Source organism: Alkalilacustris brevis, assembly GCF_003350345.1.
Lineage (GTDB): Bacteria > Pseudomonadota > Alphaproteobacteria > Rhodobacterales > Rhodobacteraceae > Alkalilacustris > Alkalilacustris brevis.
Genome location: NZ_QNVJ01000036.1, coordinates 24,291 through 49,397 on the forward strand (window position 1 = coordinate 24,291; position 25,107 = coordinate 49,397).

24 protein-coding genes are annotated in these 25,107 nt (G+C 66.4%); 5 read left to right on the top strand and 19 right to left on the bottom strand.

What is annotated here, in order from left to right; genetic code table 11:
• The first annotated feature begins 521 nt into the window (after positions 1–521).
• Together rpsB and tsf are read left to right on the top strand one after the other, a co-directional pair.
• On the top strand, positions 522–1,328 hold the full coding sequence (gene rpsB / locus DQ229_RS04980) for a 30S ribosomal protein S2 (protein ID WP_114965173.1): 807 nt from the start codon (positions 522–524) through the stop codon (positions 1,326–1,328).
• A 94-nt stretch (positions 1,329–1,422) separates the two neighbouring features.
• Complete coding sequence (gene tsf / locus DQ229_RS04985; protein ID WP_114965232.1) at positions 1,423–2,298, top strand: translation elongation factor Ts; 876 nt, start codon at positions 1,423–1,425, stop codon at positions 2,296–2,298.
• 396 nt (positions 2,299–2,694) lie between these two features.
• On the opposite strand, the gene DQ229_RS04990 is transcribed toward tsf, so the two are convergent.
• From DQ229_RS04990 to DQ229_RS05025, 8 genes are all read right to left on the bottom strand, one after another.
• Positions 2,695–3,600 carry a helix-turn-helix transcriptional regulator gene (locus DQ229_RS04990; RefSeq protein WP_238380962.1) on the bottom strand — a complete coding sequence of 302 codons (906 nt, stop codon included), beginning with the start codon at positions 3,598–3,600 and terminating at the stop codon, positions 2,695–2,697.
• A gap of 102 nt (positions 3,601–3,702) precedes the next feature.
• Positions 3,703–5,454, bottom strand: coding sequence for a SulP family inorganic anion transporter (locus tag DQ229_RS04995; protein WP_114965174.1), 1,752 nt, complete (start codon positions 5,452–5,454; stop codon positions 3,703–3,705).
• A 154-nt stretch (positions 5,455–5,608) separates the two neighbouring features.
• Positions 5,609–6,271 carry a phosphoglycolate phosphatase gene (gene gph, locus DQ229_RS05000; protein WP_114965175.1) on the bottom strand — a complete coding sequence of 221 codons (663 nt, stop codon included), beginning with the start codon at positions 6,269–6,271 and terminating at the stop codon, positions 5,609–5,611.
• A 1-nt stretch (position 6,272) separates the two neighbouring features.
• Positions 6,273–6,830: a thioredoxin family protein gene (locus DQ229_RS05005; RefSeq protein WP_114965176.1), complete on the bottom strand. Its 558-nt coding sequence runs from the start codon at positions 6,828–6,830 to the stop codon at positions 6,273–6,275.
• A gap of 40 nt (positions 6,831–6,870) precedes the next feature.
• Positions 6,871–7,572, bottom strand: coding sequence for a ribulose-phosphate 3-epimerase (gene rpe, locus DQ229_RS05010; protein ID WP_114965177.1), 702 nt, complete (start codon positions 7,570–7,572; stop codon positions 6,871–6,873).
• 177 nt (positions 7,573–7,749) lie between these two features.
• A complete protein-coding gene (locus tag DQ229_RS05015) occupies positions 7,750–8,277 on the bottom strand; it encodes a gamma carbonic anhydrase family protein (RefSeq protein WP_114965178.1) in 528 nt (175 codons plus the stop codon).
• Positions 8,274–8,966, bottom strand: coding sequence for a guanylate kinase (gmk, locus tag DQ229_RS05020; protein WP_114965179.1), 693 nt, complete (start codon positions 8,964–8,966; stop codon positions 8,274–8,276). Before gmk ends, DQ229_RS05015 begins: the two co-directional genes overlap by 4 nt.
• Before the next feature lie 3 nt (positions 8,967–8,969).
• On the bottom strand, positions 8,970–9,872 hold the full coding sequence (locus DQ229_RS05025) for a YicC/YloC family endoribonuclease (RefSeq protein WP_114965180.1): 903 nt from the start codon (positions 9,870–9,872) through the stop codon (positions 8,970–8,972).
• A gap of 216 nt (positions 9,873–10,088) precedes the next feature.
• On the opposite strand from DQ229_RS05025, the gene DQ229_RS05030 reads away from it, so the two are divergent.
• A complete protein-coding gene (locus tag DQ229_RS05030) occupies positions 10,089–10,790 on the top strand; it encodes a PAS domain-containing protein (RefSeq protein ID WP_162300749.1) in 702 nt (233 codons plus the stop codon).
• 9 nt (positions 10,791–10,799) lie between these two features.
• On the opposite strand, the gene gltX is transcribed toward DQ229_RS05030, so the two are convergent.
• Positions 10,800–12,128, bottom strand: coding sequence for a glutamate--tRNA ligase (gene gltX, locus DQ229_RS05035; RefSeq protein WP_114965182.1), 1,329 nt, complete (start codon positions 12,126–12,128; stop codon positions 10,800–10,802).
• Between the two features lie 76 nt (positions 12,129–12,204).
• Between gltX and DQ229_RS05040 the strand changes: the two genes are divergently transcribed.
• Positions 12,205–12,615: a metallopeptidase family protein gene (locus DQ229_RS05040; RefSeq protein WP_114965183.1), complete on the top strand. Its 411-nt coding sequence runs from the start codon at positions 12,205–12,207 to the stop codon at positions 12,613–12,615.
• Between the two features lie 70 nt (positions 12,616–12,685).
• Here the strand turns inward: DQ229_RS05040 and DQ229_RS05045 are convergent, their stop codons facing one another.
• Entirely contained in the window at positions 12,686–14,605 is a 1,920-nt protein-coding gene (locus DQ229_RS05045; RefSeq protein ID WP_114965184.1) for an ABCB family ABC transporter ATP-binding protein/permease, read from the bottom strand.
• A gap of 173 nt (positions 14,606–14,778) precedes the next feature.
• Positions 14,779–16,329 carry a LysM peptidoglycan-binding domain-containing protein gene (locus DQ229_RS05050; RefSeq protein WP_114965185.1) on the bottom strand — a complete coding sequence of 517 codons (1,551 nt, stop codon included), beginning with the start codon at positions 16,327–16,329 and terminating at the stop codon, positions 14,779–14,781.
• Positions 16,330–16,428: 99 nt separating this feature from the next.
• Here DQ229_RS05050 and DQ229_RS05055 point away from each other — a divergent pair, with 99 nt between their 5' ends.
• Entirely contained in the window at positions 16,429–16,986 is a 558-nt protein-coding gene (locus DQ229_RS05055) for an LOG family protein (protein WP_114965186.1), read from the top strand.
• 85 nt (positions 16,987–17,071) lie between these two features.
• Here DQ229_RS05055 and DQ229_RS05060 read toward each other — a convergent pair whose 3' ends face one another.
• From DQ229_RS05060 to DQ229_RS05095, 8 genes are all read right to left on the bottom strand, one after another.
• Positions 17,072–17,527, bottom strand: coding sequence for a host attachment family protein (locus DQ229_RS05060; RefSeq protein WP_162300750.1), 456 nt, complete (start codon positions 17,525–17,527; stop codon positions 17,072–17,074).
• Between the two features lie 215 nt (positions 17,528–17,742).
• Positions 17,743–18,348, bottom strand: a complete 606-nt coding sequence (locus DQ229_RS05065; RefSeq protein ID WP_114965188.1) for a superoxide dismutase — start codon at positions 18,346–18,348, stop codon at positions 17,743–17,745.
• Between the two features lie 149 nt (positions 18,349–18,497).
• Positions 18,498–19,070, bottom strand: coding sequence for a sarcosine oxidase subunit gamma (locus DQ229_RS05070; protein ID WP_114965189.1), 573 nt, complete (start codon positions 19,068–19,070; stop codon positions 18,498–18,500).
• Positions 19,063–22,083 carry a sarcosine oxidase subunit alpha family protein gene (locus DQ229_RS05075; RefSeq protein WP_114965190.1) on the bottom strand — a complete coding sequence of 1,007 codons (3,021 nt, stop codon included), beginning with the start codon at positions 22,081–22,083 and terminating at the stop codon, positions 19,063–19,065. The genes DQ229_RS05070 and DQ229_RS05075 overlap by 8 nt, the downstream gene beginning before the upstream one ends.
• Positions 22,080–22,403: a sarcosine oxidase subunit delta gene (locus tag DQ229_RS05080; protein WP_114965191.1), complete on the bottom strand. Its 324-nt coding sequence runs from the start codon at positions 22,401–22,403 to the stop codon at positions 22,080–22,082. Before DQ229_RS05080 ends, DQ229_RS05075 begins: the two co-directional genes overlap by 4 nt.
• On the bottom strand, positions 22,391–22,813 hold the full coding sequence (locus DQ229_RS05085; protein ID WP_162300751.1) for a hypothetical protein: 423 nt from the start codon (positions 22,811–22,813) through the stop codon (positions 22,391–22,393). Before DQ229_RS05085 ends, DQ229_RS05080 begins: the two co-directional genes overlap by 13 nt.
• 489 nt (positions 22,814–23,302) lie before the next feature.
• Positions 23,303–23,500 carry a hypothetical protein gene (locus DQ229_RS05090; RefSeq protein WP_162300752.1) on the bottom strand — a complete coding sequence of 66 codons (198 nt, stop codon included), beginning with the start codon at positions 23,498–23,500 and terminating at the stop codon, positions 23,303–23,305.
• 109 nt (positions 23,501–23,609) lie between these two features.
• Positions 23,610–24,854, bottom strand: coding sequence for a sarcosine oxidase subunit beta family protein (locus DQ229_RS05095; RefSeq protein ID WP_114965194.1), 1,245 nt, complete (start codon positions 24,852–24,854; stop codon positions 23,610–23,612).
• Between the last annotated feature and the right edge of the window lie 253 nt (positions 24,855–25,107).

The following is a 25,107-nucleotide window of genomic DNA, read 5'->3' on the forward strand; positions in this document are numbered from 1 at the left end:
CGTGCCGGGGCCCTGACAGCCGCCGTTTTCCACGCTGTGACCGGGAAGTCTCTCGTTCCGGGGGCTGGGCAGGGGATCGCATGTCGAATCTGAGCACCTTGAAGGGAGATCAACGGCTTCTGCATGACAGGGCCCCTCGCCAAACGGCCCGCCGGGCGGCAACGCCGGGCAGCGCCTGCCTGCCCCCCGGCAGGCGCTTCAGGCGCCTCAACATGTTGCAACGTGGATCGTTTCTTGAGCGCCGCGCCGGTGGCACCGTCAGGCATGAGCGCCTACCCAGGCAGGCGCAGCCCTCGGATCTCTTCTCAGGCCCTGTCATGAAGTGATCTCTCAAACGCGATTCCCCTGCGGCTGGGGCAGGGGCTCTTGTAATCCTGTTCCGGGTCGGCTAATTGCCGCGACACTTCACAGGTGTGGGCTGGGCCCTGCGGGGGAGAAATCCCTGCAACGGTCCGCCGGTTGGGGCGCGCGAGCGCTTTCAAATCCCGCACCGAGGCGCAAACCGGAAAAGGACAGACGTTATGGCGCTTCCCGATTTCAATCTGCGTCAGCTGCTCGAGGCTGGCGTTCACTTCGGCCACCAGACCCAGCGCTGGAACCCGCGCATGGGCCCGTTCATCTATGGTGAACGCAACGGCATCCACATCATCGACCTGACGCAGACCGTCCCGATGCTGGACGCGGCGCTCAATGTGGTGCGTGAAACCGTGGCCAAGAATGGCCGCGTGCTGTTCGTCGGCACCAAGCGGCAGGCGGCGCGCCCCATTGCCGATGCTGCCGAGCGCTGCGCGCAATACTACATGAATCACCGCTGGCTGGGCGGCACGCTGACCAACTGGAAGACCGTGAGCCAGTCGATCAACCGCCTCAAGGCGCTTGACGAGCAACTGGAAGGCGGCGCCGAGGGCCTGACCAAGAAAGAGCGTCTGGGCATGGAGCGCGAGCAGGCCAAGCTGCAGGCCAGCCTTGGCGGCATCCGTGAAATGGGCGGACTGCCGGACCTGCTGTTCGTCATCGACGTCAACAAGGAAGACCTGGCCGTGGCCGAGGCCCGCAAGTTGGGCATCCCGGTTGTCGCGGTGGTCGATACCAACTGCCCGCCCGATGGCGTTGATTACATCATCCCCGGCAATGACGATGCGGCGCGGGCGATCTCGCTCTATTGCGATCTGGTCAGCCGCGCCGCGCTTGACGGGATGACCGCCCAGATGGGCGCCGCCGGTGTCGATCTTGGCGCGCTGGAAGAGGCCCCGGCCGAGCAGTTGCTTGCCGAAGCCGGGACCGCCAGCGAGGAAGCCCCCGCCGAGGAAGCCAAGAAAGAGGGCTGAGCCCCTCGGCCCGGCATGTTTCACAAGGGTATCACCGGGCGGGCGCGTGACCTGCCCGGTCATTGATTTGACCTATGACGAGGAGAGCCAAGCCATGGCAATCACCGCGAGCATGGTGAAGGAACTGCGCGAAAGCACCGGCGCAGGCATGATGGACGCCAAGAAGGCGCTGCAGGAAACCGACGGCGACATGCAGGCCGCGCAGGACTGGCTGCGCACCAAGGGGCTGGCCAAGGCCGCCAAGAAATCGGGCCGCACCGCGGCCGAGGGGCTGGTGGGCGTGGCTGTCGAAGGCGGCCGCGGCGTGGCGGTCGAGGTGAATTCGGAAACCGATTTCGTCGCCAAGAATGCCGAGTTCCAGCAGATGGTCACGGGTATCGCCACGACCGCGCTGGCGGTGTCGGACCTCGAGGCGCTGAAGGCGGCCGAGCTGAACGGCAAACCGGTCGAGACCGTGCTGACCGATGCCATCGCCAAGATCGGCGAGAACATGACCCTGCGCCGCGTGGCCGCGGTCGAGGGGGAAAGCGTTGCGGCCTATGTCCACAACGCCGCCGCCGAGGGGCTTGGCAAGATCGGCGTTCTGGTCGCGCTCAAGGGGGCCGACAACGGCATCGGCAAGCAGATCGCCATGCATGTAGCGGCGACCAGCCCGGCTTCGCTGTCGGAGGCCGACCTGGACCCGGCGCTGGTGGAGCGTGAAAAATCGGTCCTGACCGAACAGGCGCGCGAATCCGGCAAACCCGAGCAGGTCATCGAGAAGATGATCGAAGGCCGGATGAAGAAGTTCTTCGAGGAAGTGACGCTTCTTGGCCAGAAATTCGTCATCAACCCCGACCTGACGGTTGCCGAGGCCGCTAAGGAAGCCGGGGTCGAGGTGACAGGCTTCGTTCGGATGGCCGTGGGCGAAGGCATCGAGAAGCAGGAAGAAGACTTCGCCGCCGAGGTCGCAAAGACCCTCAAGGGCTGATCCCGCCAGTCGCGCCAGCGCCCGGTTTTCGGTGCGGCCAGGCCGCACCGAAGCCTCCGGCGGGGATATTTGGACACAGTGAATGTCTGCCGGTAAGTGCCTGGAATGTCAGGGGTTTCGCATCGGCCAAAGGGTGCTGCGCAGCTAGGACTGTAGTCAGGGTGAGATCCGTCTCGCCAATGTCCGACCGTGAAAGTGGCGGCCTGCACAGGCGAGTATAACCCAAACAGGCCGCCTGTCCGGTTTCCCGGTGCGACGGGGGAATCTGATAATCGTCAGTTTCCACCGCCGCGTGTTCCCAGGCAATAATGCCACCACTCACGGAACATGATGAGTATGTCTTACTGCGGCGGGAATTAAAGTCCGGATTTCCTTACCTTTTGGACAAAAACATGTTCACATTTCATTCCTGAAAATAAGATTGTTGAACAAGGCCTTGAGCACTGCCTGGGTTGTGCTGTCGGCCGAGAGCGCCTCGCGCGCCAGGCGCAGATGCTTTTCAACCGTGGCGGGAATCACCCCGAGGATGGCGGCGATCTCGCTGTTCGAGCGCCCGTCGGCGATCAATTCCAGAACCTCGCGCTGCCGCGGGGTCAGCGACTGGTTTTCCAGCACATAGGGCAGGTTGATGATACGCAGATGGGTGATCTGGTTGATCATCAGGATTTCGCGCCCGTGCCGCTGCCAGGTTGCGTCGGCCTCGGCCTGTGAAAGCCCGGGTGCGGCACAAAGGGCGATCGCGCCGCGAAACCGGCTGGCGATATCGCCGAAGCTGATCGAATAGCCCGCGCTCACCCCCATCGACCGGTTGAAGGCCACGGTGCGCCGCTCTTCTTCGGAAAGTTCTCCGCGCCGGGCCATCTCTTCGATCATGCGCCAGCTGCAGGCGCCGGTATTGGCCATCGCCCAGCGGGTCATCGGCCCGGTGATGTGGTAGCGGTTGCCGAAATACTGATCCAGATAGCTGCGGCTCATGTTCGACAGGATCAAAACATCGTTCAGATCGGTCAGTTCCAGCCGGTGCAGAAAGCGGGTGAAGGCATAGATCAGCCGGTCGAACCCGTACTGGCCCATCTTCGCGCAATGCAGCGCCCAGATTTCATCGACGCTTGTGGATTGCAGGATCTTCTCGACATGATCGAAAATGGCCGGGATTGCCTCGGCCTGGCTGTCGATCTCGAGCATCCGGACAGGACGCTGCCCGCAGTCGTGCGCGTCCCGGCTGTCTGCGGTGACATCTATTTCATGCACCATCGGCGGATACTGACTGTCCCCTGTCACCCGTTGTTTCAGGGTTGCCACGCACGGCGCGGATTGTCGAGGGGCCGGCCGGAAAGGCACGCCCGGCGTTCCCCAAAAGACGCCACGAAAATGTGAACGGCAGCTCGGCGGCCCGGCGCGACGTCAGGTGGTGGGCGCAAGCAGCCGAGGCGCCGCGCAGGTGTCGGCGGTGATCTCAGGGGCCAGCGCGGCCATCGCGTCATGCTGCGTCAGGAACACCTTGCCGCTCAACTCGTCGGGGAAATGGCAGCGGCCGAAGCGGTCCATCACCGGGCCTTTCACTTCGGACAGGTGCAGCCTGATCCCGGCCTCGCGCAGGCGCGCGTTGATCATCTCCAGGCTTTCCAGTGCAGAGGCATCCACCGCGTTGACCGCCGTGAACATCAGCACCACATCCGTGACCTCGGGGTTCACCGCCACCGCGTCGTTCACCGTGTCTTCCAGAAAGCGGGCATTGGGGAAGTAGAGGCTCTCATCCACCCGGATCGACAGCACATGCGGCGCTGTCACCACATCGTGGCGCTGGACGTTGCGGAAATGCTCGGTGCCCGGCACCTGGCCCACGATGGCCACATGCGGCCGCGAGGTGCGATAAAGGTGCAGCGCCAGCGAAAGGCCGACACCGGCCATCAGCCCATTCTCGACCCCGGCCAGCAGGGTCACGGCAATGGTCGCCGCCATCGCGGCGCCGTCCATCTTCGAGTAGCTCCAGGTGCGGGGCAGGGCGCGGAAATCGAGCAGCGAAGCCACCGCCACGATGATGATCGCCGCCAGCGTGGCATTGGGCAGCGCGTAAAGAAGGGGCGTGAGGAACATCAGCGCAACGCCGATGGCCAGCGCCGTCATCGCCCCCGCGGCCGGGGTGCGTGCGCCCGCGTCAAAATTGACGATGGAGCGCGAAAGCCCGCCCGTCACCGGCATGGCCGACGTGACCGAGGCCCCGAGATTGGCCATGCCAAGCGCGACCAGCTCCTTGTCCGGGTCGATCTTCTGGCGGCGTTTCGCGGCCAGTGTCTGCGCGATGGAGATCGACTCGACATAGCCCACGATGGCAATCATGATCGCGGGCACCAGCAGGATCTGCAGCAGCGCCGTGTCGGCCACCGGCATGGAAAACTGCGGCAGCCCGCGCGGGATGTCGCCCACGATCGCCACGCCGCGCGCCTCGAGGTCCAGCCAGATCACCGCGAGGGTAGAGCCCGCCACGGCCGCCAGCAGCGCGCCCTTGGCCAGCAACCCGGCAAGCCGCTGCCCCAGCCCCAACCGCGCCAGCAGCGGCGCCAGCCCCTTGCGCGACCAGAACAGGAAGCCCAGCACCACCACGCTGATTGCCAGCGTCGGCCAGTGCAGCCCGCCCAGGCCGCGGAAGAATGAGTCGATCAGTGCAATCAGTGTCTTGCCGCCCATCTCGATACCGGTGAGATGGCGGATCTGGCTGCCGGCGATGATGATGCCCGCCGCCGTGATGAAACCCGAAATCACCGGATGGCTGAGGAAATTGGCGATGAAGCCCAGCCGCGCCAGCCCCAGCCCCAGCATGAGCGCCCCCGACAGAAAGGCGATCGCCAGCGCGGCCAGGTGATAGCCCTGGGTGCCCTGTTGCGCGATGTCGCCTGCCGCCGCCGCGGTCATCAGCGCGACCACGGCCACAGGCCCCACGGCCAGCGCGCGCGAGGTGCCGAACAGCGCATAAAGCACAAGCGGCAGCATCGCGCCGTAGAGCCCGGCCTCGGGCGGCAGCCCCGCCAGCATGGCATAGGCCATGCCCTGCGGGATCAGCATGATCGTCACGACGATGGCGGCGACAAGGTCGCTGGCGAAGGTTTCGCGGTCATAACCGCGCCCCCAGTCGAAGATCGGAAAGAACCTGTGCATCGCTTACCCTCTGATGGCTTGTCGGCCCGGCGCGGCGGGTGGGATGAACGTGCTCCGATGCCGGCCTCGCCTCATATATTGTTATGTGAATATATTGCAAGCCTGTAATGCAGGATATCGTTGCGCCGACGCCTTGAAACGGTAAGACGGGCCGTCAACGTGGCTGCGAGAGCCAAGAAACCAGCGCAGTGTAATCATCGAAGGCCAGCGCCGGGCGCAGACTTTCCGCCGGGGATTTACGATAGCCCTCGGTGAACAGCGCGAAGGGCACCCCGGCGGCATGGGCGCATTCGGCATCGACCTCGCTGTCGCCGACGAAAAAGGCCGCCGCGCCCCCGTCCGCACCAAGCGCGGCAAGCGCATGGTGCAGGGGGGCCGGGTCAGGCTTGCGCCGGGGCAGGGAATCGCCGCCCACCACCGTGCCGAACAGACCGGAAAGCTTCAGATGCGCCAGCACCGCCTGCGTCGGCCCGAAGGGCTTGTTGGTGCACAGCCCCAGCCGGAACCCCGCCGCCTGCAAGCTGCGCAGCGCCTCGATCGCCCCAGGATAGGGCCGGGTCAACTGCACCCCGGCCTCGTAATGCTCAAGAAAGCGCGCCAGCAGCCGTGCGTGCAACTCGGGGGCCTCGGGCAGCCCCCGCGCGGCCATCATGCGCTGCACGAATACCGGCGCGCCATTGCCCACGAAGCCGCGCGCCTGCGCCAGCGTCAGCGGCGCCAGCCCCTCGGCCTTCAGCACCGCATTGGCCGCGGCGTGCAGATCGGGCGCGCTGTCGATCAGCGTGCCGTCCAGGTCGAAGACGACAGCGGGGCGCATCTCAGGCGGCCTTCCACTTGATCGAGCAGCCGATCGAGGGCGTCTGCTCGCGCGGGCCTTCGCCGGTTTCGGCGATCTGGCGCATGGCCTCGAACAGTTCGCGCGGGGTGCCGGGGGCAGGGGCCTTCATCCCCGCCGCGTCGATCCGCCCGCGATACTGCAATTCGCCATCCGCGTTGAACCCGAAGAAGTCGGGCGTGCAGGCCGCACCCCAGGCACGGGCCACGTCCTGGCTTTCATCATGCAGGTAAGGAAAAGGAAAATCATGCTCTTGTGCCAGTTTCTTCATGTTGTCGAAACTGTCATCCGGGTAGGCTTCCGCATCGTTCGAGCTGATCGCGGCCACGCCAACCCCCAGCGATTGCAACTCGCGCGCGTCGCGAATGATCCGCTCAAGCGCGGCCAGAACGAAGGGGCAGTGATTGCAGATGAACACGATCAAGGTGCCACGCGGGCCTTTGACATCTCCCAGGCTATAGGTCTTGCCATCGGTCGCAGGCAGGGTGAAATCGGGGGCTTTCCAGCCGAAATCGCAAACAGGCGCGTTGACAGGCGGCATGAACAAATCCTCCTTTTCTCAGTAGATTGAGCGGCAAACTTCAAGCCATTCGAGAGGTGGCAGCGTCGGCAGCAGCACGTATGGCGCGGATGTTTTCTCCGTAGACTCCGGGCTGCGCGGCCGAACCGCCCTTGAACACGGCCGAACCGGCCACCAGCACATCTGCACCTGCGGCGGCCACCAGCGGCGCGGTCTCGACCGTGACGCCGCCGTCGATCTCGATATGGATGGGCCGGTCACCGATCATCGCGCGCAGGCGGCGCACTTTCTCGATCTGGGAATGGATGAACTTCTGCCCGCCGAAGCCGGGGTTCACTGTCATCACGCAGACCAGGTCGATCATGTCGAGCAGGTGCTCCACGGCATCAATTCCGGTGCCGGGGTTGAGCGCGAGGCCGGCTTTTCTTCCCGTGTTCCGAATGGCTTGCAGCGTGCGGTGAATGTGTGGGCCGGCTTCCAGATGGGCAGTGATTATATCTGCGCCAGCCTCGGCAAAGGCCTCGATATAGGGATCGACCGGCGCAATCATCAAATGTACATCCATCACGCCCTTGATATGCGGGCGGATCGCGGCGCAGGTGGCCGGGCCGAAGGTGATGTTGGGCACGAAATGGCCGTCCATCACATCGACATGCACCCAGTCGGCGCCCTGGGCTTCGATCGCGCGGCACTCGGCGCCGAAATCGGCGAAATCGGCAGACAGGATCGACGGGGCGATCTTGATGGGAAAGGCGGTTTTCATCACGACTGACCTGTTAACATCCGCGGTTGCTCGCTTTTGTGACAGAGCGCGGCGCCAAGGGAAAGGCCGGATGCCGCGATTTTCCTCATGCCGGCGCCCGCCTGGTTAACAAATATTTAACATAATATTGATTATCGGCATAAAGGGTGCCCGTATCGCACATCGCCGCAGCCCCCCTCACTGCGCGCTGCGCAACCCCTTGCGATAACGGCGCATGTTCTCCTGATACCGCCTGGCCGAGGCGCGCAGCCCCTCGATCGCGGCGCCGTCAAGCTGACGCACAACACGCCCCGGTGCGCCCATTACCAGGCTGCCATCGGGGATTTCCTTGCCCTCGGTAATCAGCGCGCCAGCCCCGATCAGGCAGTTGCGCCCGATCACGGCTCCGTTGAGCACCGTGGCCCCCATGCCGATCAGCGTCTTGTCGCCCAGGGTGCAGCCATGCAGGATCGCGCGGTGGCCGATGGTGCAATCGGCGCCTATGGTCAGCGGATAACCCATGTCGGTGTGCAGCACGGAATGTTCCTGGATGTTGCTGCCCGGCCCGACGGTGATCGGCTCGTTATCGCCCCGCAGCACCGCCCCGAACCAGACCGAGGCCCCCTCGCCCAGCACCACCTTGCCGATCAGGCTGGCATCGGGCGCGACCCAGTATTCACCGCTTTCGGGCAGTTGAGGGGTGTCATTGTCAAGCGTCCAGATCATGGCTGCGCCTCGAATTCGCGGTTGAGGCCCAGCACGAAGGGGCTGAGGCCCGGCTGCCGTTCGCGCCGCAGGCGCTCGGCGGTGACAATGGCGATCAGCCGCGCGGCGGTGTCCTCCAGGTCGCGGTTGATCAGCACGTAATCATATTCGGCCCAATGGCTGATTTCATCGCGGGCCTTGGCCATGCGCCCGGCGATCACCTCGGCGCTGTCCTGTCCGCGGGTTTCCAGCCGGTGGCGCAACTCGGCGATCGAGGGCGGCAGGATGAACACGGAAATCGTGTCGGATTTCAGCGGCGAGTTGGCAATTTGCTGCCCGCCCTGCCAGTCGATGTCGAACAGCGTGTCGCGCCCGGCCTCGACAGCCTCCTCGACCGGCCCGCGCGGCGAGCCGTAGAGATTGCCGAACACCTCGGCATGTTCCAGCATCTCACCCGCGGCGACCATCGCGGAAAATTCCTCACGGCAGCGGAAATGATACTCGCGGCCGTTCACCTCGCCGGGGCGCGGCGGGCGCGTGGTGGCCGACACCGAAAAGGAGATCGCCGGGTCCCAGGCAATGAGCCGCCGCGCCAGCGTCGATTTTCCCGCCCCCGAGGGCGACGACAGGATGATCAGCAGCCCGCGCCGCCTCGCACCCGTTTCCGGCCCGGAGCTGCCGGTTTTCTGGCTGGCCGCCTGTGCGTTCACGCCCTACTCCACATTCTGAACCTGCTCGCGCATCTGATCGATCACCGCCTTCAGGTCAAGCCCGAGGCGGGTCAGCACGCTGTCCTGCGCCTTGCTGCACAGGGTGTTGGCCTCGCGGTTGAACTCCTGCATGAGGAAATCAAGCTTGCGCCCCACCGGCGCGCCGCCCTGCCCGGCCACCAGCAGATCGCGCGCGGCGGCGACATGGGCGCGCAGCCGGTCGATTTCCTCGGTCACGTCGGTCTTGACGGCCAGCAGCGCAAGCTCCTGCTCCACCCGGCCCGAATCCGCCGTTGGCGCCGCCTCCATCACTGCCGCCAGCGCCTCGCGCAGCGCCACCGCCATCGCGGGCCGCCGCGCCTCGGCCCGCTCGGCAGCCTGCGCCGTGAGGGCCTCCACCGTGTCGAGATGCCCCGTCAGCAGCGCGGCCAGCCGCCGGCCTTCCTCCGCGCGCATCTCAAGGAATGCATCCAGCAACGCGGGCAGATCGGCCATCAGCGCGGCGCGCAACGCCTCGGCATCGGGCGCGGCGTTGGCCGAGCTGTCCAGCACCCCACGTATGCCCAGCACCGCCGCCCCGGTGGCCGGCGCCAACGCAAGGCCCAGCCGGGCCGCCGCCGCCTCGGCCTGGCGCAGGGCAGCAAGCGCCGCCTCAAGCGCGGCCGCGTCAACCCGCAGTGCTGCGCCGCCCGTGCCATGGGAAAGCCGCAAGCTCAGGCTGACCGAGCCGCGCCGCAGCCGCCGGGAAAGCTCGGCCCGCACCAGCGGCTCCAGCCCCTCGACCCCGTCGGGCAGGCGCAGCCGCAAGTCCAGCCCGCGCCCGTTCACGCCGCGCATTTCCCAGACCCATTCGGCCCCCTCGCCCGCGCCGCGCAGCGTGGCATATCCGGTCATTGAGTTAACCATCCGCTGCGAATTCTCCCCAATTTTTATGAAAACATGCCATGTTACCGTCAGGGCCGGTCGGCGAAGCCGGGCGCGCCGAAAGCCCAGCCAAGGGTTAGCAGAGCTTGCCAGCCCTCGCAATCACGGCCGGCACTCTCTACCGCGCCGCCGCTTTCGGACCGCGAACGGGCCTCAGCACAACCAATCCTCAGAAACCCAACCCCGGGGCTGCCGATCATGCCGGATAACACACCCATCGACCCCCCAAGGATTTCACCGGGCGCAGATACCGGACTTGCCGGGCACAGCGCCGCACGGCTCAGGCTGCCCGCCCTCGACACGATTGAGGCCTATTGGGAGGCCCTGCGTGGCCTCACCCAGGGCGCGCCCGCCCTTCCGCGCCGCACCGATATAGACCCGCGCGGTATCGAGAACGCGCTTTCCCAGGCCTTCCTCGCCGAACGTATTGCGCCGGGCGTGGCGCGGTTGCGGGTGGCGGGGGATGCGCTCGCCGGTCTGCTGGGCGCCGAGCCACGCGGTCTGCCGCTTACCGTGCCCATCGCCGGCGCGCAGCGCGCAGAGTTTTCCGAACTGGTCGAACGGGTCTTCGCCGCGCCCGCGCTGGTCGAATGCGCATTGTTCAGCCCGCGGGGGTTTCGCCGTCCGGCACTCCGGGGGCGGCTCCTGCTCCTGCCCCTGCGCGGGGCGCAGGGCCAGATCGACTGTGCCCTCGGGGCGCTCGCGCTCGAGGGGGCGCCAGGGCCCACGCCACGCCGGTTCTCCTTCACGCCGTTGCGCTGCCGCCAGATCGGCGCGGCGGCCGCGCATTCTGCCGCCAGCCCCGCCTCCGGCTCTACTGCTGCGGCTGCCGCTGCCGCCATCTCCGCCGCCACGCCGCGTGCCGCGCGCCCCTATCTGCGCCTCGTCACTTCGGATTGACCCTTCGGCTCAGGCGTCGCGCCCTGGCACCCGCTGCAAGAGCGGCATGAGATCGGCCATGTCCGGCCCCTGCGCCTGCCCTGTCAGCGCCTTGCGCAACGGCATGAACAGCGCCTTGCCCTTGCGCCCGGTCTCGGCCTTCACGCGCGCGGTCCAGTCGGCCCAGGTGTTTTCATCGAAGGGCGGCTCGGGCAAGAGCGCCAGCGCGGCCTGCACGAATTCCACATCCTCCTCGGCAATCTCCGGCGCGGCGCCTTCCGAACACAGCCGCCACCAACCCTTAAGATCCTCGATCACCGTGATATTTTCACGCGCCACCCGCCAGAAACGCTCAGCCTGCGCCTCGGGCACGCCCAGACCCAGGATCTTGCCGCGCACCTGCTCGAAATCCAGACCCTGCACATATTGCCGCGTCAGCGGAAACAGGTCGTTCTCGTCGAACTTGGTCGGCGCCGATCCGAACTGCGCCATGTCGAACCCCTCGGCAAGCTCGTCGATGCTGCGGAAAAGCACCACCGGCTGGCTCGACCCAAGCCGCGCCAGAAGCGACAGAAGCGCCATCGGCTCCACCCCCCGCGCGCGTAGGTCGCGCAGGCTCAGCGCGCCCAGCCGCTTGGACAACCCCTCGCCCTGCGGCCCCGTCAGCAGGCTGTGATGGGCGAATGCCGGCGGCGTGCCGCCAAGCGCGCCGATGATCTGGATCTGGGTCGCGGTGTTGGTCACATGGTCCGAGCCGCGCACGACATCTGTCACACCCATCTCGATGTCATCGACGACCGAGGCCAGCGTATACAGCACCTGCCCGTCGCCGCGGATCAGCACCGGGTCCGACACGCTGGCCGCATCGATCGACAGCGGCCCGAGAATGCCATCCTCCCATTCGATCCGCTCCTGCTTCAGCAGAAAACGCCAGTGCCCCGCGCCGCGCTCTTCGCGCAGCCGCGCCCTTTCGCCCTCGTCCAGCTTCAGCGCCGAGCGGTCGTAAACCGGGGGGCGGCCCATGTTGAGCTGCTTGCGCCGCTTCAGTTCCAGCTCCTCCGGCGTCTCGAAACATTCATAGAATCGCCCCGCCGCACGCAGCTTTTCGGCGGCCTCGCCATAGCGTTCCAGCCGCGCCGATTGCCGCTCCTCGCGGTCCCAGGTCAGGCCCAGCCATTCCAGATCCTCGCGGATCGCATCGGCATATTCGGGCTTCGAGCGCTCCGGATCGGTATCGTCGAGCCGCAGGATGAACGTGCCCCCGGCCTTGCGCGCGATCAGATGATTGAACAGCGCCGTGCGCAGATTGCCAACATGCAGGTATCCGGTGGGTGACGGGGCAAAGCGGGTAACGGTCATTCGGGGCCTCCTGTTCGCGCATTGCTCTTTCACGGGCGGGCGGTTTTGTCCATATCGGGGTGAGGAGGCCACATCAATGAACGAATCCTGGGCCGCGCGCGCGGCGCCCTCGCTGGAAGATTTCGAAACCCTCGCCGCCGCCGCCATCGCGGCCCTGCCCGAGGAGTTCCGCGCAGCGGCCGCAGGCATCGCCCTGCGCATCGAGGATTTCGCGCCCGACGACATCCTGCGCGAGATGGAAATCGACGACCCGTTCGAACTCACCGGGCTCTATGACGGCATTCCGCTCACGCAGAAATCCGTCTTCGACCAACCCGACCGGCCAGATGCGATCTGGCTCTTTCGCCGCCCGATCCTCGATGAATGGGCCGGGCGCGGCGACGTGGCCCTGGGCGAACTTATCACCCATGTCTATGTCCATGAACTGGCGCATCACCTGGGCTGGTCCGACGCCGATATCGCCACAATCGACCGCTGGTGGGAATGACCCCGCCCCTTCTTCTTGGTGAAAATATCCTCGGGGGGTGCGGGGGGCAGACAGCCCCCCGTCTTGGGGATCAGTCCGCGGCCTCGTCAGCCCCGCTGCGCTGGCGGGTCCACATCGCGGCATAGCGCCCACCTTGTTCCAGCAATTCCTCGTGCCGCCCTTGCTCGACGATCCGGCCATGGTCCAGCACCACGATCCGGTCGGCATCCACCACCGTGGACAGCCGGTGCGCGATGGTGATCACTGTGCGCCCCACGCCCATCGCGCGCAGCGCGCCCTGGATGCGCTGCTCGGTCTGGGTGTCCAGGGCGCTCGTGGCCTCGTCCAGCAGCAGGACGGGCGGGTTCTTCAAGAGCGTGCGTGCAATCCCCACGCGCTGTTTCTCGCCCCCCGAAAGCTTCAGCCCGCGTTCGCCCACCTGGGTGTCGTAGCCCTCCGGCAGCCCCATGACGAAACCGTGGATATCGGCGGCCCGCGCGGCGTCCTCGATCTCGGCCCGGCTGGCATCCGGGCGGCCATAGGCGATGTTGTAGCCGATCGTGTCGTTGAACAGCACCGTATCCTGCGGCACCACCCCGATCGCGGAATGCAGCGACTCCAGCGTGACCTCGCGGATATCCTGCCCGTCGATGCGCAACGCGCCGCCCGTGACATCGTAAAACCGGAACAGAAGCCGCCCGATGGTCGATTTGCCCGACCCCGAAGGCCCCACCACCGCCACTGTCTCGCCCGCGCCCACCCGCAGGCTGATGCGCTTGAGGATCGGCCGCGCCGGATCATAGCCGAACTCGACCCGGTCAAGCTCCACCTCGCCGCCCCGCACATTCAGGGGGCGCGCGCCAGGAGCATCGCGAACATCGGGGGGCTGCTCGAGCAGGTCAAACATCTCGCCCATGTCCACCAGCGCCTGGCGTATCTCGCGATAGACCGTGCCCAGGAAATTCAGCGGCATGGTGATCTGGATCATGTAGGCATTGACCATGACGAAATCGCCCACCGTCAGATCGCCCCGCTGCACCCCCAGCGCGGCCAGCACCATCACCACCACAAGCCCCGTGGTGATGATCAGCGACTGCCCGAAATTCAGAAACCCAAGCGTGTAGTTGGTCTTGATCGCCGCAGTTTCATAGCGCGCCATGGCCGTGTCGTAGCGCTGCGCCTCCATGTCCTCGTTGTTGAAATACTTGACGGTTTCAAAGTTCAGCAGGCTGTCGATCGCCTTCTGGTTGGCATCAGTGTCCTGGGTGTTCATCTCGCGGCGGATCCGCACCCGCCATTCGGTCACCCGGAAGGTGAACCAGACATAAAGCGTGATCGTCACGACGATGGCGACCAGGTACCAGACATCGAACAGCAAAAACAGCACCGCCGCCACCAGCAGAAGCTCCAGCATCAGCGGCCCGATGGAAAACAGCAGGAACCGCAGCAGGAAATCGACGCCCTTTACCCCGCGCTCGATGATCCGGCTCAGGCCCCCGGTCTTTCGGGTGATGTGATAGCGCAGGCTGAGCCGGTGCATGTGCTCGAAGGTCTGCAAGGCCAGCCGGCGCAGCGCGCGCTGCCCGACACGGGCAAAGACCACATCGCGCAACTGCTGGAAGCCCACATTCATCAGCCGCGCCATGCCGTAGGCCACGGTCAGGCCGATTGCGCCCATGCCCAGATGCCAGGCGGCCTCCACCCCCTCGCCCGCCAGCGCATCCACCGCCGCCTTGTAGAAAAGCGGCGTGGCCACCGCGATCAGCTTGGCCAGGACCAGCGCGAACAGTGCGGCGACCACGCGGCGTTTCACCCATGTCTCGCCTGGGGGCCAGAGATAGGGTGTCACCTTGCGAATCGTGCGCAGGCCGCTGCGCCGTTCCGCCGCGTCGATGCGCGCTTCCGCCTCCGCCTCCGCCGCGCTCAGGCCTTCCGCTTGCGGCTGTCCCGCGGCGTTCTCCGGGTCGAACGGGGGTTTCGCGGCGGCGGGGCTGTCTGGCGGGGCTGGCATCGTGGCTTCGGTCCTTCTGCACGCGCCTCTTGCGCGCGCCCGAGACTTAAGCCTGCCCGCGCCAATTGACCAGAGCAGCTGTCAGCCCCCTGCGGGCGCGAGAAGATGACGCGCCCCGCCGGGGCCGCCTGCGCCCTTCTTGCGGGCAGTGTCGACCGCCCTGCACTTTTTTCTCAGGGCAGGGCGCGAATGTCTTCTTCGGGAATGTCGGGCAGGTTGAAGACCTGGCCGGGATAGATCAGGTGGGGGTCGCGGATCAGGTCGCGATTGGCCTCGAACACCTGCACATACAAAATGCCGCGCCCATAGGTGCGCCGCGAAATCCCCCAAAGCGTGAAGCCCGGCTGCACGGTCACGATCTCGGCGCGCGGGGCGTCGTCGCCGCTCTCGGCAGCGGCCAGCCCGGCCAGCAGCGCCGGGTCTTCGCGCTGGAAGGGGGTCTCGAATCGCGACACCACCTCGCCCGTCGCGGCCAGTTCGTCGGCGCGCAGCGTATAGACGCCCGTGTCGATCTGCGGCAACGCGCTGCGCCAGCCGCCATCCTCGGCAATCTCCACCGTGTCGAGTACCTCGTTATCCAGATAAAGCCGGACAGCGCCGTCGCCACGGGCGCGCCCGCTCAGCTGCACATCCCCTTCCGGCGAATAGGAAATCGTGTCGATCACCACATTGGCCAGCACTTCGGGCGGTGCTGTGCCGCCGCCGGGGGCCTGGATTACCCGCACCCCGCCCTGATCGGCCAGCAGGACCGCGGGGCTTTCGCCGCGGCTCTGCGTCCCGGGGGCCACGGGCGCATCGGTGGCGGCAGGGGCATCGGCCAGCCCGCCAGCAGTGCCTTGCCCGGCAGTTGGCCCCGGCGGCGCCTCTTCCACGGCCCCCGCCATGTCGCGCGGGGTGGTGGCAGGCTGGTGGTCCAGGCGCGGCAGGGGCGCTGCGGTCTCGCCTGACGGGTCCGCATCGCGTGCCGTGTCGGCAGGAATACCCGTTGCCGGCGGCGGCGTGCCGGCAGCCTCGTCGGCCGCGCGCCCTTCCCCGGTGCCGGGCGAAAGGTCATCCGGGCGCGGCGCGACCGGCAGCCGCCCCACGGTCAGCGGCGGCCCCTGTGGTGGCTCGGCCAGCGCGGCGACGGCCTCGTCGCGCTCCGCAGGCAGGTCGCTGGCGGCCGCAATCGGTGGCGCCTCGGAAGGCTCGGCCTCGGCCGTGGCCAGCCCGTATCCCGGCGTCGGTCCCAGAAGGACGCTCTCGCCCGATTCCAGCACCGACCCATCGGCCAGATACATCTCCAGCGTTACCATCCGGGGCTGGGCGCTGGGCGGCAGGTCGAACATCGCCACGAAACTGCCGCCATTATCTGCCGCGGCGCGCGCCGCCTCGCCACCATCGACCATCACGCGGATTTCGCTTTGCGGGGCGCCCTGCCCGGCCACCACGGCGCCGCCTTCGGGCTCCACCCGCACCAGGTCGAAACGCGGCGGCTGCGGCGCCACGGCTTGCCCAGTCGGCACTTCGGCGGTTTCCGCCTCACGAGGGGCGGCCTGCGGCGCGGGCGCGCCATCGCTCTCCGAATCGGGCGCCAGCACGATCAGGTCAGGGTCGGGCACGCCCGGCGCCTCAGGCGCGGCGAGGCGCTCAAAGATCACATAGCCGACCACGGCCAGCACCGCGATCCCGATACCGGCGGTCAGCCCCCTGGCCCCCGCCCCCAGATTATTCCAGAGCGCCATCAAGCATCCTCGGCACGCAAATCCTCATACCAACTTGAGCCACATTAGCAGCCCCGTTAACAGGGACCAAAACACTCTCCTGCACAAGGGCGTGCCTTCATGCAACAAAGCTTTCGATCGGTCTGTGTCTTCTGCGGCGCAAGCAACGGCACCAATCCCGCCCATAGGGCCGCCGCCCGCGACTTCGGCGCAGCACTTGCCGTTGAGGGCTGGCGGCTCGTCTACGGCGCGGGCGATATCGGGCTGATGGGCGAAACCGCCCGCGCCGCACAGGCGGCGGGCGCCGACACTTTCGGGGTAATTCCCCGCCATCTGCTCGATCTCGAACAGGGGCGGCAGGACCTGACGCGCCTCGTCGTCACCGAAACCATGCACGAGCGCAAGAAGGTCATGTTCGTCAATTCCGACGCCATCGTGGTTCTGCCCGGTGGCGCGGGCTCGCTTGACGAATTCTTCGAGGTGCTGACATGGCGGCAACTCGGCCTGCACGCGAGGCCGCTTTTCCTGCTCAACACCGATGGCTACTGGACCCCGCTCCTCGCGCTGATCGAGCATGTGATCGCCGAAGGCTTCGCCGCGCCCGGGCTGCGCGACTTCGTCCAGGTGGCCGACAGCGTGCCCGCACTGACCGAAGGCTTGCGCCGCGCCCTGGGCTGAGGGCCGTCACAGCCCCCGGCGCGCGCGCCCTGCCCCTTCTTCTTGGCAAAAATATCCATTCTCCGGCCGATACCGGCACAGGCGTTCAGATCTTGTCGATGTCCTGCGCCACAAGCTTGCCGATCTTGTCCAGCGGATGCTGGGTAAGGGTCTTGGGAAGCTCGGCGATCACCGCCTCCAGCGCAGGTTTCGACAGCCCGTCGCGCAGCACCGCCAGGCTTTGCGGCGGCGCGGCCAGCACGATGCGCCGGCCCTTTTCGCGCGCGGCCAGCGCGTTCACCCGATCGGCAAGCTGCCCGATGAAACGCTCCTTGGCGAGGCGCTGGTAATCGGTCGGCTCCATCGCCGAAAGCTGGCTCTGGCCGGGGTCGGGCATGCGACCGGGGCGGTCGGTGCCCATGTCGCGATTGGCTTCAAGCTCCTGTTCGAACTTGTCCAGCACCACCAGTCGCGGCGCCGCGGTCGAACCGGCATTTTCGAGGATCATCGCCTTCTCGCCATCGGCGACAACAACCCACATCCCCTTGGACAGCAATGCCATGAAACCTTCCTCCTGTGAAATTTCGTCTTCCGCCGCGCCGCGGGCATTCTGGCGCGCGGTCAGAAACATGTGGGCATCGCGCGTCCACACCGCCAGTGGCGGGCAGCGAAAATTCCGCGCCGGTGCCGTCAGGTCATGCGCGAGGGCCGCGGCGGAAAAAAAGGCCCCGCCAACCTGTGGCAAGGCCTTTCCCATTGGTATCGCGCGGAGGGCCGTCAGCCGCCCAGGCGCGCCGCGACATTCTCCCAGTTCACCAGCTTTTCGAGGAAGTTCGACAGATAGGCCGGGCGCTTGTTGCGGAAGTCGATGTAATAGCTGTGCTCCCACACATCGCAGCCCAGAAGCGCGGTCTGACCGAAGCAAAGCGGGTTCACGCCGTTTTCCGTCTTGGTGACTTTCAGGCTGCCGTCCTTGTCCTTGACCAGCCAGCACCAGCCCGAGCCGAACTGCCCCGCACCCGCGGCGGCGAACTCTTCCTTGAACTTGTCGACCGAGCCGAAGCTTTCCTTGATCGCGCTTTCCAGCGCGCCCGGCATCTTCTTGTTGCCTGGCGCCATCATTTCCCAGAACTGGACGTGGTTCCAGTGCTGCGAGGCGTTGTTGAAGATGCCCGACTGCGCCACTGCGCCGGACTTGTAGGTGCCGGTGATGATATCTTCCAGCGATTTGCCTTCCCACTCGGTGCCGGCAATCAGCTTGTTGCCGTTGTCGACATAGGCCTTGTGGTGAATATCGTGGTGATACTCCAGCGTCTCGCGGCTCATGCCCAGGTCTGCCAGGGCATCATGGGCATAGGGGAGATCGGGAAGCTCGAAAGCCATGTGTCGTCCTTTCCTGAATGGTGACTCTGCTGTGCCGAATAAGAGACTTATCCGGCCCAGCGTCAAGGGTGAGGCCTGAAAAGCATCAGGGCCTTGTCGCGCCAATGCCCCCATAATGCCCCGGAGTCAGTGTGTTGGCCAGCACATCTTCAGCGATGATAGAGCCCCACCTCGCCCCCGGGCGCGGAGGCGGTGCACAGCAGTTCTTCCACATATCCGGCGACCGAGCGGAAACAGATCAGCCGCGCGGCCTCCGGCGCGGTGAACCAGACGGCCACCGCCACCTGCGCCGCGCGCGTGCGGCGGAAGGCCCCGGCCGGAAAGGCCTCCGGCGCGAAATCGACCGGGCAGAGTTTGGCCAGCACATCGCGCACCGGCGCGCCCTCCAGTGCGAAGACCGCGCGCGCATCCGACATGTCGGCCAGCGTGGCGTGATTCCCGGCCAGCCCCTCGTGCAGTTGCGCGATGGTCTCGTGCACCACCCCGGGCGGGGTGAGGATCATCAGCTCGTCCGGCGACATCCAGGCCACGCCGAAGGCGCCGGTTTCATCATGGGCAATCTCGCGCAGACCCGGCACGGCAAGGCCCGTGGCCTTTCTCAGCCCCTTCCCGAGCGCCGCTGACCCGAGGCCGCCGCGCAGGGCGATCATGCCCTGACTTGCCACGCGCTCGATCCGCAGCAGGCTGCGATGCGTTGAAAGATCGGTCGCCGTGTCAGACATTCTGCCGCTCCCCTTCCGGGTCGAAGAACACGGGCGAGACGATGCGCGCCCTGATCTCCTCCTGCCCCTTGTCGCCGGCGAAATTCAGCACCTCGCCGATGCGCTCGGGGCCACGATGCACCAGCCCCAGCGCGATGCCCCGCCCCAGCGTGGGCGAGTGGTAGCTTGAGGTCACGCGCCCCTCCGTCAGGCGCTGGCCATTGGTGTTCTGTCCCGGTCTCACCGCCAGCGCCGCATGGGGCAGCACCGAGCCATCCAGCGTTTCAAGCCCGACCAGCTTCCAGCGTTCGGGGGATTGCAGATGGCTGCGCATCATGCCGCGCTTGCCCAGGAAATCGGCCTTCTTCTTCGAGATTGCCCAATCCAGCCCCAGATCCTGCGGAATGACGGTCCCGTCGGTCTCGTCGCCGATCATGATGAACCCTTTTTCGGCCCGCATCACATGCAGCGCCTCGGTGCCGTAAGGCAGAACGTCAAACGCTTGCCCGGCCTCGAAGATCGCCTCCCACAGCGCCAGCCCCTGCCCCGCCGGCACCGCGATCTCGTAAGACAGCTCGCCCGAGAACGAGATGCGGTAAACCCGCACGTCGACCCCGCCAAGCCGGCCCTCGGCCCAGCCCATGAACGGCAGCGCCTCGGCCGAAAGGTCCATGCCGCCCAGCTTTTCCAGAACCTTGCGCGCGTTCGGCCCGACCACGGCGATCTGCGCGAACTGTTCGGTCTGGTTGATGACATGCACCTTCCAGTCCCACCATTCGCATTGCAGCCAGTCTTCCATCCAGCCGTGGATGTGCTCGGCTCCGCCGCTGGTGGTGTGGCACAGGAAGCTTTGCGCATCCAGACGCGCCACCACCCCGTCATCCATCAGAAAGCCGTTTTCATTGCACATCAGCCCGTAGCGGCAGCGCCCCGGCTTGAGGCTGCTCATCATGCCGGTATAGAGCATGTCGAGAAAACGCGGCGCATCTGGCCCCGAGACCAGCAGCTTTCCAAGGGTGGATGCATCAAGCAAACCAAGGTGTTGTCGGGTGTTGTTCACCTCGCGGGTCACGGCAGAGGCGCGGCTTTCTCCGGCGCGCGGATAGGCATAAGGCCGCCGCCATTGCCCGACCGGCTCCCAGGAGGCGCCGCGCGCCTCGTGCCAGGCATCGATCGGGGTGCGGCGCAGCGGCTGGAACAGCGCGCCCTTGGCCTCGCCCGTGATGGCGCCGAAGGTGAGCGGCGTATAGGGGGGGCGGAAGGTGGTGGTGCCCACGTCAGGAATATTCTCGCCCAATTCCTGAGAAAGCACGCCGAGTCCGTTGATATTGCTCAACTTGCCCTGGTCGGTCGCCATGCCAAGCGTGGTGTAGCGCTTGGTGTGTTCGACGCTGCGATAGCCCTCGCGCGCAGCCAGTTGCACATCCGACACCTTCACATCGTTTTGGAAATCGAGCCACATCTTGCTGCGATGTGCGTAGCCGGCCTCCTCGGGCATCATCCAGACGGGCAGCAGCGGCGCCTCGGGCGCGCTGTCGGCCTGGGGCGCGGCGGGCAGTTGGCCGGCATCCGCGTCCAGATCGGCCAGCACGCGCCGCGCGGCGGTGTCAGCATCGCGCAGCACCGCATCTGCGGCCAGCGCCCCGTTTGCCGCGCCTGCCGCCTGCACGAACACGGCGCCGTCATGGTCGGTGGGGCCGCGCGCCGGGTCGGGCCGGAAATGCGCCTGCGCGGCGTCCCATGTCAGCTTGCCGCCGCAATGCGACCACAGATGCACCACCGGCGACCAGCCGCCCGACATCGCCACTGCATCGCATTCGATCCGCGCCGCCACGGCTCCGCCCGCCCCGGCATGGCGGCACAGCGTGACGCCGCGCACCTGCGCCCGGCCCTGCACCTTGTCGATGGCCATGCCCTCGCGGATCGTCAGCCCCAGCGCGCGGGCGCGATCGGGCAGAGCGCCGCGCACCTCGGCGCGCGCGTCGACGATGGCGGGCACCTCGATCCCGGCCTCATGCAGGGCGATTGCGGTGCGATAGGCGTCGTCGTTGTTGGTGACGATCACCACGCGCCGTCCCGGCGCCACTGCCCAATTGACCAGATAATCGCGCATCGCCGAGGCCAGCATCACCCCCGGCACGTCATTGCCGGCAAACGAGAGCGGCCGCTCGATCGCGCCGGTGGCGGTGAGGATTCGCCGCGCGCGGATCCGCCACAGCCGGTGGCGCGGGCCTTCAGCGCCGGGCTGGTGATCGGACAGCCGCTCCTGCGCCAGCAGGTAGCCGTGGTCATAAACCCCGGCCCCCATGCAGCGCGTGCGCATCGTGACATTTTCCTGTTTTTCAAGCCATTCGACGGTGGAGTTGACCCACTCACCGGCGGGCTGGCCGTCGATCTGCGCGCCATCCACGGGCGCGCGGCCGCCCCAATGCGGCGTCTGTTCGAACAGCAGCACCCGCAGCCCCGCCTCGGCCGCCTGCCGCGCGGCCTGAAGCCCGGCAATGCCGCCGCCGATCACCGCGACATCGGCGAAGGCGTAGAGCAGCTCGTAGCGGTCCGGGTCGGCCTCTCGGGGGGCGCGGCCCAGCCCGGCGCTCTGGCGGATGACGGGCTCGTAGAGATGTTTCCAGAAGGCGCGCGGGTGGATGAACATCTTGTAGTAGAAACCCGCCGTCAGGAATCGCGCGAACAGCCCGTTCACCGCGCCGATGTCAAAGGAAAGGCTGGGCCAGACATTCTGGCTGCGCGCAGCAAGCCCCTCGAACAGCTCGGTCGTGGTGGCGCGCTGGTCGGGCTCGTGGCGGGGGCCTTCGCCCAGATTGACCAGCGCGTTGGGCTCCTCGGCACCCGAGGCGATGATGCCGCGCGGGCGGTGATACTTGAACGAGCGTCCCACCATCACGCGCCCCGCACCCAAGAGCGCCGAGGCCAGAGTGTCACCCACGTAACCTTGCAGCACGTGCCCGTCGAAGGTGAAGTTGCAGCTGCGGCCCCGATCGATCAGGCGGCCGCCACCGGGCAGACGGTGGCTCATGCGGGGGCCTCCCATTCGGGGCGTTTCTTCTTGATCTTCTTGACGATTTCCGCCGGAGGCGCCGCAGTTTGCGCCGGGTAGGTGCCGAATACCTCGAGCGTAACGGTGCAGCGCGCGGCGATCAGCCACTTGCCGCAGCCATAGGCGTGGCGCCAGCGCTCAAGATGCACGCCCATCGGGTTGGGGCGGGTGAACATGTAGGACTCAAACGCATCATCGCCGGCCTCCGGCTGCGGACGCTTGAGATGCGCCTGCCCGCCGGGGGCGAACTCGGTTTCTTCGGCGGTGACGTGGCAATGGGGACAGGTCAGGAGGAGCATGCGGGAACACCTACGGCTCTGAAGACGCAAAACATTAGATCACCGAAACCAGTAAGCAGTGTTGCAAATGCAATCAAAAGGAGATCGGCTGGCACCACCCGATGCGATACATGAAGCTCAAGATCCTGGAATAGTTGGCTCAACTCCTCGCGAGAGCGTAATGGAGCCTCGTAAGGCATGCCTTCCTTGTTCATGAAATTTAACCAACCCTTGTCTTCAGAATAGAGAAGCGGACCCAACTTCTTCTCAAACATTGGCACAGCAGCGCCCTTGCCTTGCGAAGCAAGGTATATCTGATTGACCACGATCCTTATGAACCCAAACGAGAAAACAACAATCGCTATCCACAATGTACCCAGCCTCAACATCCAGGAAGGCGAGCCCCAAACCCAGACCAGCACGACTGACACGAAGAACGCAAAGAAGCAAAACCCGACAAATGCGTCGAGTGATCTCTTTATGCCATCTAAGGGATTTGACTGCCTCACTGCACCAACCTCGCCGTCACGCTCTCATCGCCGAACCAGCCCTCGCGGAAGCGTTCTATCTGGAACCCGCCCGTGCGCAGCACGGGCAGCGCCCGCCCGCCCCCCAGGCGGGCGCTTTCGCGCCCACCTCGGGCGGCCGCTGCCCGTGCTGCTTTAGCGATTCCGGGCTTGCCAAGCCCTGCGATCAACCGCCCAGGGGCGCGCCGCGGGGGGCTTTCCGCCCCCCGCACCCCCCGAGGATATTTGGACCAAGAAGAAAAAGCGATGCGGGGCGAGGCGGCACGGTCGCGCCGGATATGGAGGCCGCGCGCGGGAGTGTCGTCTGCCGCGGTGGCCGGGGGGCCCGGCATGCGAAAGCCCGGCGCGGCGCGATGGCCGATCCGGGTTTTCGATCGCGCGCGGGGTGCGCCTTCAGTCGGCCGGGGCAGCGGGTGCGGCGGGTTCGGCAGGTACCGGGGTTGGTTCCGGTGCTGGTGCCGCAGGCAATTCGATGGTGACCGAAGGTCCGGTCGGCGCGCTGCGCCAGAATCTGGCGCCATCGGTGGCCACCAGATACCAGACCAGCCCGGCGATCGCGATGACGACCCCTCCGAGAACGAAGGCGAGCATTCCGCGCCCTGAGGCGTTTTGTTCCGACATTTGTCTTTCTCCGCGTTGCGTTCAGATACGCATACGCGGCACTTGTCGTACGATTCGGTGTGCGTGGCGCTGTCATGCATCAGTGCGCCACCCCCGCCGCCACGCTTTCATCGACAAAGCGGCCTTCGCGGAAGCGTTCCAGCCCGAAGCCCGCGGCCAGCGACGACTCGCCCCTGGCCATCAGTTCCGCCATCGCCCAGCCCGAGCCGGGAATCGACTTGAACCCGCCGGTGCCCCAGCCCGCGTTGATGAAACAGCCCTCAAGCGGCGTGCGCGAGATGATGGGCGAGCGATCCCCGGTCATGTCCACGATGCCGCCCCAGTGGCGCAGCATCTTGAGCCGCGAGATCACCGGAAACGTCTCGCAGAGCGCGCGCACGGTTTCCTCGATATGGTGCCAGCTGCCGCGCTGGGTGTAGTTGTTGTAGCCGTCCGCGCCGCCGCCGATCACCATCTCGCCCTTGTCCGACTGGCTCATGTAGCCATGTACGGTATTGGCCATCACCACCACGTCCATGCAGGGCTTGATGGGTTCGCTGACCAGCGCCTGCAGCGCCACGCTCTCGATCGGCAGGCGGAACCCCGCCATGTTGGCCAGATGCCCCGAATGCCCCGCTACCACCAGCCCCAGCCTGTTGCAGCCGATCGCACCGCGCGTGGTCTGCACGCCGGTTACCTTGCCGCCCACAGCCTCGACCCCGGTGACGGCGCAGTTCTGGATGACGTGCATCCCCATCGCCGAGCAAGCCCGCGCATAGCCCCAGGCCACCGCATCGTGCCGCGCGGTGCCCGCGCGCGCCTGCCACAGCGCCCCCAGCACCGGGTAGCGCGGGCCGTCGATATTGATGATCGGCACCAGCTTTTTCACCTCCTCGGGGGGGATGAAGCGGGTCTCGACCCCTTGCAGGGCATTGGCGCGCTCGGTGCGCAGGTAGCCGCGCTTTTCGTGCTCGGTCTGGGCCAGCATCATCACGCCGCGGGGCGAGAACATGATGTTCATGTTCAGCTCCTGGCTGAGCGTCTCGTAGAGCGCGCGGGATTTCTCGTAGATCGCGGCGGAAGGGTCCTGCAGATAGTTCGAGCGGATGATCGTGGTGTTGCGCCCGGTATTGCCGCCGCCGAGCCAGCCCTTGTCGAGCACCGCGACATTGGTGATGCCGAAATTCTTACCCAGGTAATAGGCCGTGGCCAGCCCGTGCCCGCCCGCGCCCACGATCACCACGTCATAACGGTCGCGCGGCTCGGGGCTGGCCCAGGCGGGTTCCCAGCCGCGATGCTGGCGCAGGGCTTCACGGACGATTGCGAAAACGGAATAACGCTTCATTCACTTGGCCTCGGGCAATGCGGGCGCCATGGGCGCCGTCGGGTCAGATGTGGACTGTGGCACGATTCTCTCCCTCTCCCCAAGCGGCACAATGACGGTGGAATGCGACATGGCCGCCCGCCCCCACGGTCTCTGCCTGCCGAAACGGCTGTGGCCTTGTGCCATGCGCATCCAGGCGTGCCCTGCCAGGCTTGCCCCGGCATCCGGCCCGGGCCGCACAGCCCGGATATCAACGCGGCAGGCCTGTTTCCAG